The following is a 13,160-nucleotide window of genomic DNA, read 5'->3' as shown; positions in this document are numbered from 1 at the left end:
TAAAATCTCAATTTAATGATTAACAATTCCAGCTTGGTATATATAACCATCTTCCATAAACTCAATATCAAGCGTATTAGGATCAATATAGCCACACCATCCGATATCATATTGAAACAAAGCGGAGTTAGAATTATCTGGTTCACCTAACATATTGATAACATCGTTTCTGGTTAGGTGAGCATTGCGGATAGTATCAATGACGTGTTGAGTCATACGACCGCGTTGACAATCCTTTGGGTTGCTGAGCCGATTAGCCAAGGCATCTTCACGCCATAATTTTTTATCAAACTTCTCACTTTTAAAAATATCATGATCAGGTGTCAATAAATACCAAGCAACAGCCATTGCAGCGATTACGATGACTGCAGAAGCGCAAAAAAGGTAAAGAACTGGCTTTAAAAGTGGCTTTATCCACTTTGAAAAATAAAAACTAGTATTCATCTGCCATATGACCCGAATTGGCAAAATTCTCAAAACGCGTATTGGCACCAATAAAGGTGAGTCGCACACGCCCGATAGGACCGTTACGTTGCTTACCGATAATGATTTCTGCCGTGCCTTTATCCGGGCTATCCGGGTTATACACTTCGTCACGATAAATAAACAAAATCAAGTCCGCATCTTGCTCAATCGCGCCGGACTCACGTAAGTCACTCATCACTGGGCGTTTATCAGGGCGCTGCTCCACGCTTCGGTTCAGCTGAGATAACGCAATCACCGGCACATCCAGTTCTTTGGCTAATGCTTTAAGTGAACGAGAAATCTCTGAAATTTCAGTCGCGCGGTTTTCACCTTGCTTACCGGCAGGTGCTGACATCAACTGCAAGTAGTCGATCACAATTAGACCCAACTTACCGGTTTGGCGGTGCAAACGTCGGGCACGCGCACGCACATCAAAGCTGCTCAAACCCGCGCCTTCATCAATAAATACGGGCGCTTCGTTCAGCTTGCCTAATGCTGTGGTCAGTTTTTCCCAATCTTCATCTTCTAATCGACCAGTACGCATGCGGTGCTGATCTAAGCGCCCGACTGAACCAATCATACGCATGGCGAGTTGTGTAGACGCCATCTCCATTGAGAATACCGCCACAGGCAAACCTGTATCCAGCGCTACGTTCTCAGCAATATTCAATGAGAAAGCTGTTTTACCCATGGATGGACGACCAGCCACAATCACCAAGTCGCCAGGCTGCAAGCCAGACGTCATGGAGTCTAAATCGGAAAAGCCTGTGGGAATGCCAGTTACATCACTTTGGTTATCACGTGAGAACAGCATGTCGATACGCTCTGCCACTTGAGGCAATAGCTCTTTGATGTCTTGGAAGCCTTCAGACTTACGATTGCCTCCTTCGGCAATCTGGAAAATCTTGGCTTCGGCTTCGTCCAATAATTGCTGCGCATCCCGCCCATTGGGGTTGTATGCGCTGCCAGCAATATCAGAACCCACAGCCACCAGCTTGCGCATAATCGCGCGTTCACGCACGATTTCTGCATAGCGGCGAATATTGGCGGCCGTTGGCGTGTTCTGCGCCAGTGCGCCTAAATAGGCGATGCCACCCATTGCGGATAACTCAGCAGTACTTTCCAATGATTCCGCAACAGTGACAATATCCGCCGGGCGATTACGCTCAATTAGCTTGGCAATATGCTGATAAATCGTTTTATGATCATGCTGATAGAAGTCATCTGGCGATAAAATATCTGCGATTTTATCGAGTGCATCATTTTCTAATAACAAACCACCAATGACAGACTGCTCTGCTTCGATGGAATGTGGGGGGAGTTTTAATGCGTCTAATTGTTCGTCTGCCATAAGGCGATTATAGCAGTGCTCGAAACGCTGATTAACAAAATTGTAAAACTAAAATTGCGTGTTAATCGTAATCGCCAGAACATGATTCTCAACATCTACATTTGGACGATTCACATACTGGTTTAAATAGCCGACATCCATGTTGGCGTGTTGATTGAATAGATAATTCACGCCAACGAAAGCACGGTTTTGATCAAAGCCACGATGCACACCCCAACTTGCATCATTCATATTGATGAAATACTCATCATAAAACACCGCACTTAACCCGCTGATTAGCCGCGTTGGCACAGCAAGTCGCACGGTCTGGCGAAAGCGATGCGCAACGTCTGACCGGCCTTCTAAATGACGCTGCTCTAATCTTGAGCGCGATAGAAACTTAATGTCTTCCGTAAGGTTGGTTTGGTAAATGACATCCTGCCATAAGCGCTGCTCGTGTGTATTACCGCCGCTTGTGAGATGCGTCAGGATATAACCATACCCCCCTCCCACGCTCAAACTTGGCGCCAGCTTATAGTAAATGCTAGGACGGTAAATAATCTGATCAAACTCACGGCCCTCGTGGCGCCAGCGTGGCTGCACATGCAAATTGATACGCCATTGATCATTGATATGGTAATCATGACTTAGGGTTAACCAAAAACGGCCATCCTCAATGGTATCTTCTGCATAAGCAAAAGATTGCGCCTTCAACAGCAACAAACATACATATAATTTCTTCATAACCTTATTTTATCTCGTCGATGATAGAAATAAAAAAAGCCGACCATGAAGATCGGCTTTTTTACTGCAGCTTAAAACTTAAGCTTCTGCTGCCACAGTCACAGTGATGTCCACTACTACATCGTGATGTAACGCCACGCTGATTGGGAACTCACCAATAGTTTTCAACGGACCTGTTGGCATACGCACTTCAGATTTCACCACATCGTGACCGAGTGCTTTTAAGCCTTCAGCAACGTCAATGTTGGTTACTGAACCGAATAAACGGCCATCCACACCTGCTTTTTGTGTAATTTGCACATTCACCCCAGCTAATTTTTCGCCACGTGCTTTTGCTGCAACCAAGATATCTGCTTGTTGTTTTTCTAATTCTGCACGACGCGCAGCAAACTCGGCTTTGTTAGCTTCTGTTGCACGTTTTGCTTTGCCTTGTGGAATTAAAAAGTTGCGGCCAAAACCGTCTTTAACTTTAACGATATCGCCCAACACACCAAGGTTGGCTACTTTTTCTAATAAAATCACTTGCATCTTGCTCTCCTTAGCCTGGGTGTTTGTCTGTGTATGGTAGCAATGCTAAGAAACGCGCACGTTTAACCGCTGAGGTTAATTGACGTTGGTATTTAGCTTTTGTGCCGGTCATACGGGCTGGAATAATTTTTGCGTTTTCTGAAATGAAATCTTTCAGTAAATCCACATCTTTATAATCGACTTCTTTGATGCCTTCTGCACTGAAACGGCAGTAACGGCGGCGTTTGTACATATCTCTTGCCATGGTAATACTCCTAAACTTTAATATTTAAATAAGCGCTATATTCTGTATGTGCATTACCAGTTGTGTACTTTTTGCGCTTCGCTTTGCCAAAAAACCAGCGGCTTTGATTTGGCTTCCCAATTGAATCGCTGTATTGGCCAGTTCGCCCATCATCACAGCACTCACTTCACATTCAATTTTTCGCTTTAACCCTGCTTCACTTACTTCTGAAACATGATGTAACACAAAACTCAACAACGGTAATCCTGCTGGTGTGTAGCGTAACGGCTCAATCGAGGTTACAGCACCACTCAGCACTAATTTATTCAATTACGCTGCAGCTGCCTCTGTTGCTGCTGGTGCGTCTGCCAATACTGATTTAGATTTCTCTTCTTTCATCATTGGGCTTGGCGCAGTCACAGCGGCTTTAGTAGACAGTGTTAAATGGCGCAATACAGCGTCATTGAATTTGAAGCCGTGCTCTAACTCTTCAAGCACTTCTTGGCTGCATTCAATGTTCATTAACACATAGTGCGCTTTGTGAATTTTTTGAATAGGATAAGCAAGTTGACGACGACCCCAATCTTCCAAACGGTGAATGTTGCCACCGCCTGTAGTGATTTGCGTACGGTAACGCTCAATCATCGCAGGCACTTGCTCGCTTTGATCTGGGTGAACGATAAATACTACTTCATAATGTCGCATGGAATCTCCTTTTGGTTAAAGCCACCCATATGCGTTGTGGTGTGGCAAGGTTGGAAAGTCCGCGATTATAGGTCAAAAGGGTTTATTAATCAAACGATTTATCCGCCTTAACGCATTGATTGCGCAGAAATGCTACGTATCAATCCCCAAGTATTATTTTATTCAAGCCAATATCCTAGCAAAAATGTGTGGGGATAATTTGCGCCATGTGTAGGCGCGTTACCTTATACACCCTCACATCCCCCTTCACTCAGCCTCTATTTTAACGGATTAAAACACATAATTTTTTAATGAATTTTTACAATAAAGTTGACGTATCTCATTCATTATAATGGTAAAGTTCTTTTGGCACAAAATTTGCTTTTTCCATGTTGCGCTTATTTATTTTGTCTCAATTATAAGTTTAAAAAATGCCTACTCATATGAACCGTATCAAGCAGTCTAACCCTATTGTAACAAGCGCCATGCGTAAGATGAGCATTGCAATTATTTTAGCATTTGGCATGCAAAGCCAAACACTATTAGCTGCCAGCCAACACAACACAACTGACGAAATATCAGAACAAACCCTTGCTACTTTGGCCAAAAAAGCACGCCAAACCGGTGACTTTACACAAGCATTACAACATTATGAAACACTGATTGTGCGTAACCCTCAATTGGTAGACTACAAAATTGCACATGCATTGGTACAAATTGATCGCCAGGAATATACGCTAGCCGAGGCCGAAATTGCCACATTAAAAGAAAACTATGCAGGGAATGTAGAGCTACTAAATGCACAACTCTATTTAGGTCAGCAAACACACAGCCCAATTAAAATACTGGATGCTAGCCAACGATTGCTGGCACTGAACCCCAAAGACACAGCCATGGCAGGCACACTGGCTTCCGCCGCAAGCGATTTAGGCGCCACCAGCAAAGCCAATGAGCTACAGCAACAATATCAATTTGAAGCCAATCAAGCACAACCTATTAAGGCCAGTCATGCGGCTTCTTACGTACGATGGGGTGAACTTGAGCCACAAAATCCATTACGCCCGTATGCTGATACCGACCAAGCATTAAACGCATTGGACAAGGCCTGTCAATGCGACTGGGCAACAGTAGACGTTAACGATATAGCGAAACGCAAGTTAGTGTTTGACCGCATGTTGGCATTACGCGACCGCCACCGCGCGGCAGAGGTCATTGCTCATTTCAATCAACTCAACGCACAGCATATCGAACTTCCAGTTTACGCAATGAGCGCTGTGGCAGATGCCTACCTTGAGCTACGCGAACCTGAACATGCGCTTACTGTACTGGACGCAATCCTTGTCAAGGATCCGCAAAACTACAATACCAAATTAGATAAGTTTTATGCGTTGATCGAGTTAGAGCGATTTGACGAAGCAACAGCGCACATTCAAAAAATCGCGGCGGAAGAACCAAGCTATCTGAATCGTAATGACAACCCTACAGTACGTCAAAACGACAAAAAGCTTCAGGCAGATACCGTGGCCGCCATGGGAATGGCCTATGGTGATAACTTAGCGGGGAGTGAACAAGCGCTCGTTGCATTACAAAACATCGGTCCGAGCAACCCTGAGCTTAAGAATAACTTAGCAAACATTTGGCGCTGGCGCGGTTGGGTTGATTTGGCCGGAAAAACATACCAAGACAATCTGGCACAAGATAAGTACGACACACAAGCACGCTATGGATTAGCCCACACTTACTTGGATGGCAGAGACTGGGTGCTGGCTAACAAAGAAATTCAGACACTCAACACCTACATCACGCCCGATGATCCAGCGCTCAAGGAATTGAATAAACGCTGGGACTTGCATCAAAAACGACAATTCATCAGTGATTTCAATACTGGCAAATCTTCTGGTGCGGCCATTGGCACTAAGTCTAGTTATATCAATGCATGGTTGTACTCAGCACCATTTAACGACAACTACCGTGTATATGCGAATACAGACTATAACCACGGCACTTTCCCGGAAGGATCAGGCGCCGTACTTGCACCAGCAGTTGGACTAGAGTATCGCAGCCACGATTGGCTGATATCCTCACAGTTAGGGCTCGCCACCCAAGATGGTCATGGCGCGACCGGCGCGGTGCGTGCTGAGTACCGCGCAGATGATTACTGGTTATTCAACTCAGAAATTGCGTTTAACTCTCAACAAGCACCGGTAAGAGGCCAGCGCGTGGGTATTCAAGGTGACCTGATGACTGCAGGCTTGACTTACCGCTGGAGCGAGCTCACGCAGGCCGCCGCGTCCGTAGGCTATATGCATATGTCCGATGGCAATACACGTGAGAACCTACAAGTGGCTTGGGATAGACGCATGTACACACAACCGCATTACAAAGCCAATGTGCGCATCGATGCATCAGCCTCTCGCAATAGCCGTGATAACACGGTGTACTTTAATCCTAAAAGTGATGTTGCCATTGGCGCTACCTTAAGACAGGATTGGCTGACATGGCGCCGTTACGACCGCTCGTTTACCCAGCGCCTGGCGCTCGGTGTAGGCAATTATCAGCAGCAAGACTTTGGTAGCGGCGCTACTTGGGCGATTAGCTATAGCCATGATTGGGATATCAATCGCTGGCTGAACTTGGAGTATGGCATCGGTCGCCGTAGCCAACCTTACGACGGTATCAGAGAGTCTCGCAGCAGCTTGTTTGGCCACATTAACTTACTTTTTTAACAGCGACTTTATTTATGTTTAACTTGCTATCCCACGGACTTCTACTACTAGCGTTGCTCACAACAACAATGGCTGAAGCCACGCCAACTGCCATCAGTTACGATGTGCTTTGCTATCACGATATCAAAGACGAAGTCGATGGCAGCTTGGAAAAAGAAACCACCCTACTTTCTACCAAACACTTAGCCAGCCATTTAACTTGGCTCAGCGACCATGGCTATCATCCTATTAGCGTCAACGACATTCTAGATGCGCAACAAGGCATCAAACCATTGCCATCTAAACCAGTATTACTCACGTTTGACGATGGCTATCAAAGCTTTTATACGCACGCCTACCCATTGCTCAAGTTATTTAAATACCCAGCTGTGGTTGCGCTGGTAGGTAGCTGGTTAGATGCAGCCCCTACAGCCATGGTTAATTATGGTGATGTGCAGGTGCCAAGAAATGGTTTTTTAAGCACGGCACAAATCAAAGAGATGGGGCAATCCGGGCTGATTGAGTTTTCTTCACATAGCTACAACTTGCATCGTGGCGTGCTGTTGAACCCGTATGGCAGCACTGCGCCTGCAGCAATCACGCACCAATACGATCCGGAAAGCAAACGCTATGAAACGCAAGCGGCTTACGTCGCACGGATTACTGACGATTTAAAACGTAATAGCGACTATCTAGAACGTATTACAGGAAAAAGGCCACGTATCATGACTTGGCCTTATGGCAGATACAACCAGACCACACTCGATATCGCCAAGCAGCTAGGCATGCCGATCACTTTTTCACTGGATGACAACACTGAGCACCCGAACAACATCCAAGAGCTATCTAGTATCAACCGTGCGCTTATTGACGCTAACCTCAATGAGGAAACACTTATCCGCATACTCAGCCACAAAATTGAGCATGATCAGCAGCGTGTTGTACATGTGGACTTAGACTATGTGTACGACAAAGACGAAGCGCAGATGTGGAAAAATCTGGATGGGCTAATTGAGCGTATCAAATCACTCGCGCCAACCACCGTGTATTTACAAGCCTTTGCTGACCCAGATGGTGATGGCACGGCAGATGCCGTGTATTTTCAAAATCGCCATCTGCCGGTTCGAGCAGATATTTTTAGCCGTGTAGCGCGTCAGCTCAACACACGCGCCAGCGTAAACGTGTACGCGTGGATGCCAGTGCTGGCCTATGATTTACCGGATAAAGCCCTGCAAGCTAAACTCAGCGTTACGGCACTTACCCAGCGCGCAAATACAGGTACCTATCGCCGCCTCAGCCCGTTTTCGCCAGAAGCTCGCACCCTGATCAAAGATATTTATGAGGACTTAGCCACACACGCGCTATTCCAAGGCATTATTTTTCATGATGATGCTACCTTCAATGACGAGGAAGATAACAGCCATTTTGCACTTGATGTATATGAAAAGCAGTGGCAACTGCCCCGCTCTATTACTCGCATTCAAGCCAATCCAACACAAAAAGCACAGTGGATCTCTTTGAAAAGTCGCTGGATAACTGACTTTACCGTCGAGCTAGCCAATGTGGTCAAACAATATCAACCGGGTCTCAAAACTGCGCGGAATCTATATGCAAACGCAATGCTGAACCCACAAAGTGAAGCGTGGCTGGCCCAAAATTATGCAGACTTTTTAGGTCATTACGATTACACCGCCGTCATGGCGATGCCTAAGATGGAAAAGGTATCTGATTCCAAACAATGGCTTACAACGCTTGTGAAGCAAGCCAAAGATACACCTAATGGCATCAAAAAAACTATTTTTGAATTGCAGTCTTTTGACTGGGTAAGCAAACAGCCGATTCAAGATGCAGTATTAGTTGAGCAGTTCTCTCTACTACTGCGCAATGATGCGCAACACATTGGCTATTACGCTGATGACTTTATTCACAACCAACCCAATGTGGAAAAAATCCGGCCTTATATGTCGGCACGTGATTTTCCCTACTTACCCAAATAAATCATGATTCAATTTCTCTTAGATTTTGCATTTTATTACCCACTGTTTATGGCTTACTTGTGGATAGTGGGCGGACTTTATTATTATTTCCATTGGGAAAGAAAAGACGCTGACTTTACACAAGCGCCTATCCTGCCCGAGTACCCGCCGGTAAGTATAATTGTGCCTTGCTTTAACGAAGGTGCGCATGTGGTAGACACCATAGAAGCCATGCTGCAACTTGATTACCCCGACTATGACATTATCGCGGTAAACGACGGTAGCAGCGATGACACAGGAGATAAATTAAACCGGCTAGCCGCCAAGCATCACAAGGTAAAAGCCATTCACTTGAGCAGTAACCAGGGCAAGGCCACTGGTTTACGTGCAGCAGCCATGCTCTCTAAAAACGAATTTTTAATGTGTATTGATGGCGATGCCGTATTAGATACACACTGTATTACATGGATGATGCGCCACTGTATTGAAAGCCCACGTGTAGGCGCAGTCACGGGCAACCCCAGAATTCGCAACCGCTCTAGCCTGCTGGGCAAATTACAGGTGGGTGAATTCTCTTCTATCATCGGCTTAATCAAACGCGCGCAACGTGTTTACGGCCGCATTTTCACTGTCTCCGGCGTAGTGTCGATGTTCAGAAAATCGGCATTGCATCAGGTGGGCTACTGGAGCACCAATATGATTACCGAAGATATTGATATCAGTTGGAAACTCCAAACCAATCATTGGGATGTGCGCTTTGAACCTAATGCTTTATGTTGGATTTTAATGCCAGAAACATTGAAAGGTTTATTTAAACAGCGCATACGCTGGGCACAAGGCGGCGCCGAAGTCTTATTGAAATATTTTGATATTTTCAATTTATGGCGCAAACGCCGCATGTGGATTATCTACTTAGAACTGATCACCAGCCTCATTTGGGCATACGTGATGGTGGCTATTATGTTGCTGTGGGCCATTGGGAAGTTTATCCCATTACCTCCGGCTTTGTACGTCAACACCTTGCTACCAGGTTGGAACGGTGTGATTTTAGGCTTTACCTGCTTGCTACAGTTCGGTGTCAGCCTGCTGATTGATAGCAAATACGAGCATCGTATTAAACGCTATTACTACTGGATGATTTGGTATCCCATGCTGTTCTGGGTGCTGTCTGCCATTACCTCCGTCATTGGCTTTCCAAAAGCAATTCTCCGTAATAAGCAGAAAAAAGCAGTCTGGACCAGCCCTGACCGCGGTTTACATCATTTACCCAAATAAGGTGATTTTATGATTATTGAAAACGCACAATTACAATCTAAAACGCTCAAATCTGTTTGGCTGTCCGTGACGTTATTTTTATGGTTTATCTACGTTTACTTATGGCTACCGCTTATCTCGCTAGTGGCGTGGTGGCTGGGCTACAAAACGTTTGTGTACCATATGATTGATCTCAACGGCATATTAGGGTTTAAGCATCTGCTGCTCAATTACTTATTATTCATTGTGATGCTGTGTGGCTTTTTAATTGCTTGGGCAAACCTTGAACAGCTAAGGTTCAAGAACAAAACTAGACGGCGCGGCGCCGAACCCATCAAAAGCAATGTAATAGCCAGTTATTTCAACATAGATGAAGCAACATTAACGCACATGCAAACAGAGAAAAACGTGACGGTTGATTTTAACCAGCATGGGGAAATGACAGGGCTGCGTTCATTGGGCCAATAGTTGTTGTTCATCGAGCACTAACTATTAATCGAAGATTTTTCCAGCTCAGGGTCTTCTTTGGGTAAGGGATAAGGGTCTGCAACATAAGCGGGCCCTTTCATGATTATCACCAGCACACATCCAATTGCAGTAGCGCCAACAAAAAACCAATAGCTAAAAATCAAACCTAGCGCCATATAAATAGTTTTTTGTTTTTCTAAATCAATGGGTTGATTAAAAAAATACGCATAGATGATTGGCGTGCTGGCGAGCAGTGTGCCCATCAAAAATAAAATAGGTAGCCTTTTAAATAACACCCATTCAAACCCTGATGGACTTTGTATAAAGCCAGGCAATTTCTTGAATAGTTTAGTCATACTTAGGTTGAGTAAACAGCATTCAAATCAGTTCCAACTTTTATGGCATGTCTCTACTTTTTGTTTGATTGCTGGATCTTCAATACAAGCACGATAGCAGCCAGACAGAACGTAATGCTATTGGCTACTATCAATGGCCAATCGTGTTTAAGCACACCATACAACAGCCACAGCCCTACTCCCAACGTAAAAATACTATACATGGAGAGCGAGACGCCGGATAAATCACGCGTACGGTATGAATGGATCACTTGCGGGACAAATGAAATGGTTGTCATCACCGCCCCTGCGGACCCGATATAGTGTGAATAATCCGATATTATCATGATAAATTACTTTAATATTTAAACTTAAATTATTGATTTTTATTAATACTATTTTAAATCCGGCATTTCAGCGCCAAACACCCTCAACTTGAGCTTTTTGAGTTGATCTCTAAAGTTAGCCGCTTTTTCAAACTCTAAATTCTTGGCGGCATCATGCATAGACTTCTCTAAGCGCTTCAGCTCTTTGGTCAGCTGCTTTTCACTTAGGCTTTCGTAATTAGCTTGCTCTTGCGCCGCTTTACGCTCTCGCTTGCCATCTTCCACATCGTACACGCCATCAATAATATCTTTAATGCGTTTGCTCACCCCTTTAGGTGTAATGCCATTTGCCTCATTAAACGCCGTTTGTATCGTGCGGCGGCGTGTGGTCTCGTCCATCGCCAGCTTCATGCTGCGTGTAATACGATTGGCGTAAAAAATCACGCTACCATTTAAATTACGTGCTGCCCGGCCAGCGGTTTGAATCAAACTACGTTCGGAGCGTAAAAAACCTTCTTTGTCTGCATCCAACACTGCCACCAACGAGACCTCCGGGATATCCAAGCCTTCTCGTAACAGATTAATGCCGACTAACACATCAAACTCGCCCAAGCGTAAATCACGAATAATTTCCACGCGTTCTACCGTATCAATATCACTATGTAAATAACGCACTTTCACGCCATGCTCAGACAAATAATCGGTTAAGTCTTCAGCCATGCGCTTAGTTAAAGTCGTGGCCAATACGCGCTCGCCTACTGCTGTTCTTAGTTTAATCTCACCCAATAAATCATCCACTTGCGTATCAGCAGGTTTCACCGTGATTTCTGGGTCGATCAACCCGGTTGGGCGCGCAATCATCTCCACCACTTGTTGCTGATGGTTTTTTTCGTAATCGGCAGGCGTGGCAGAGATAAACACACATTGGCGCATGATGCGCTCAAACTCTTCAAATTTGAGCGGTCGATTGTCCATGGCCGATGGCAAGCGCCAGCCGTAGTCCACCAAATTAGATTTACGTGAACGATCACCCAAATACATACCGCCAATTTGCGGCACGGTGACATGGCTTTCATCAATAATCATCAGCGCATCATCGGGCAAATAGTCAATCAACGTAGGCGGCGGATCTCCCGGTTTAGCGCCAGACAAATGGCGGCTGTAATTTTCAATGCCTTTGCAAAAGCCGATTTCATTGAGCATTTCCAAATCAAAACGGGTGCGCTGTTCAATACGTTGCGCTTCTACCAGTTTATTTTCTTTAATAAAAAAGTTAACCCGGTCTCGCAACTCATGTTTGATGCCTTCCATAGCGCGAATCGTGGTCTCTCTGGAGGTGACATAATGACTTGATGGGTAAATGGTAAAGCGTTGAATTTTATTGAAAACTTGTCCGGTCAGCGGGTCAAATAAGGTAATGGTTTCCACCTCATCATCAAACAAACTCACACGCACAGCTGTTTCATTATTTTCTGCTGGGAAAATATCAATCACATCCCCACGCACTCTGAAGCAGCCACGACCAAAATCAAAGTCATTACGGTCATACTGCATGCCGATTAGGCGATCTATGGCATCGCGCTGACTCATTTTATCGCCCTGCTTTAAGTGCAGCACCATGCTGTGGTAGTCAGTCGGGTCACCAATACCATAAATGGCCGATACTGTCGCCACGATAATGCTGTCTTCGCGTTCTAACAATGCCTTAGTGGCCGATAGTCGCATCTGCTCAATATGTTCATTGATGCTGGAGTCTTTTTCGATAAACAAATCACGCGACGGTACATAAGCCTCAGGCTGATAGTAATCGTAGTAACTGACGAAATATTCGACGGAGTTATTGGGAAAAAACTCTCTGAACTCGCTGTAGAGTTGCGCCGCCAGCGTTTTATTGGGTGCCATCACAATGGCAGGTTTACCAGTGCGCGCAATCACATTAGCCATGGTATAGGTCTTACCCGATCCAGTCACACCTAGCAGTGTCTGAAATTTCAAGCCATCTTCAATACCTTGCGTTAACTTATCAATGGCTTGCGGCTGATCTCCTGCTGGCGGAAATGGTTGATGTAATTGATATTTACTATTTGGAAACGTAACAAACACATGGACACCCAAGCGCTAT

Annotated in this window: 14 protein-coding genes; 4 read left to right on the top strand and 10 right to left on the bottom strand. The window is 45.1% G+C overall.

The window, feature by feature from the left end; all coding sequences use genetic code 11:
- Positions 1-12 precede the first annotated feature (12 nt).
- From FG11_RS04180 to rpsF, 7 genes are all read right to left on the bottom strand, one after another.
- Positions 13-444, bottom strand: coding sequence for a hypothetical protein (locus FG11_RS04180; RefSeq protein ID WP_152604039.1), 432 nt, complete (start codon positions 442-444; stop codon positions 13-15).
- Positions 434-1,816, bottom strand: a complete 1,383-nt coding sequence (dnaB, locus tag FG11_RS04175; protein ID WP_047533324.1) for a replicative DNA helicase — start codon at positions 1,814-1,816, stop codon at positions 434-436. The genes FG11_RS04180 and dnaB overlap by 11 nt, the downstream gene beginning before the upstream one ends.
- 48 nt (positions 1,817-1,864) lie before the next feature.
- A complete protein-coding gene (locus FG11_RS04170; RefSeq protein ID WP_047533322.1) occupies positions 1,865-2,539 on the bottom strand; it encodes a DUF2490 domain-containing protein in 675 nt (224 codons plus the stop codon).
- Between the two features lie 78 nt (positions 2,540-2,617).
- Complete coding sequence (gene rplI / locus FG11_RS04165; protein ID WP_020181821.1) at positions 2,618-3,067, bottom strand: 50S ribosomal protein L9; 450 nt, start codon at positions 3,065-3,067, stop codon at positions 2,618-2,620.
- A gap of 10 nt (positions 3,068-3,077) precedes the next feature.
- Positions 3,078-3,311 (bottom strand): 30S ribosomal protein S18, encoded by a 234-nt coding sequence (rpsR, locus tag FG11_RS04160; protein WP_020181820.1) that lies wholly within the window; start codon positions 3,309-3,311, stop codon positions 3,078-3,080.
- 24 nt (positions 3,312-3,335) lie between these two features.
- On the bottom strand, positions 3,336-3,620 hold the full coding sequence (gene priB / locus FG11_RS04155; protein WP_020181819.1) for a primosomal replication protein N: 285 nt from the start codon (positions 3,618-3,620) through the stop codon (positions 3,336-3,338).
- On the bottom strand, positions 3,621-3,995 hold the full coding sequence (gene rpsF / locus FG11_RS04150) for a 30S ribosomal protein S6 (protein ID WP_020181818.1): 375 nt from the start codon (positions 3,993-3,995) through the stop codon (positions 3,621-3,623).
- A 422-nt stretch (positions 3,996-4,417) separates the two neighbouring features.
- Between rpsF and pgaA the strand changes: the two genes are divergently transcribed.
- From pgaA to pgaD, 4 genes are all read left to right on the top strand, one after another.
- Positions 4,418-6,700 (top strand): poly-beta-1,6 N-acetyl-D-glucosamine export porin PgaA, encoded by a 2,283-nt coding sequence (gene pgaA, locus FG11_RS04145; RefSeq protein ID WP_047533320.1) that lies wholly within the window; start codon positions 4,418-4,420, stop codon positions 6,698-6,700.
- Positions 6,701-6,768: 68 nt separating this feature from the next.
- Positions 6,769-8,676, top strand: coding sequence for a poly-beta-1,6-N-acetyl-D-glucosamine N-deacetylase PgaB (gene pgaB, locus FG11_RS04140; protein ID WP_052184927.1), 1,908 nt, complete (start codon positions 6,769-6,771; stop codon positions 8,674-8,676).
- Positions 8,677-8,679: 3 nt separating this feature from the next.
- Positions 8,680-9,930: a poly-beta-1,6-N-acetyl-D-glucosamine synthase gene (gene pgaC, locus FG11_RS04135; RefSeq protein ID WP_025224184.1), complete on the top strand. Its 1,251-nt coding sequence runs from the start codon at positions 8,680-8,682 to the stop codon at positions 9,928-9,930.
- A gap of 9 nt (positions 9,931-9,939) precedes the next feature.
- A complete protein-coding gene (gene pgaD, locus FG11_RS04130) occupies positions 9,940-10,377 on the top strand; it encodes a poly-beta-1,6-N-acetyl-D-glucosamine biosynthesis protein PgaD (protein ID WP_020181814.1) in 438 nt (145 codons plus the stop codon).
- 17 nt (positions 10,378-10,394) lie between these two features.
- Here pgaD and FG11_RS04125 read toward each other — a convergent pair whose 3' ends face one another.
- From FG11_RS04125 to uvrB, 3 genes are read right to left on the bottom strand one after another with little or no spacing between them, the layout of a single operon-like run.
- The gene (locus FG11_RS04125; RefSeq protein ID WP_047533312.1) at positions 10,395-10,733 is read right to left on the bottom strand and encodes a hypothetical protein; all 339 of its coding nucleotides are present in this window, start codon (positions 10,731-10,733) and stop codon (positions 10,395-10,397) included.
- Between the two features lie 53 nt (positions 10,734-10,786).
- Entirely contained in the window at positions 10,787-11,059 is a 273-nt protein-coding gene (locus FG11_RS04120; protein ID WP_047533310.1) for a SemiSWEET transporter, read from the bottom strand.
- Between the two features lie 48 nt (positions 11,060-11,107).
- Positions 11,108-13,141, bottom strand: coding sequence for an excinuclease ABC subunit UvrB (uvrB, locus tag FG11_RS04115; protein WP_025224182.1), 2,034 nt, complete (start codon positions 13,139-13,141; stop codon positions 11,108-11,110).
- Positions 13,142-13,160 lie beyond the last annotated feature (19 nt).

Origin of the sequence: Methylotenera sp. N17, from assembly GCF_000799155.1 — a bacterium.
GTDB lineage: Bacteria > Pseudomonadota > Gammaproteobacteria > Burkholderiales > Methylophilaceae > Methylophilus.
This window is presented reverse-complemented; position numbering and strand designations above follow the sequence as displayed.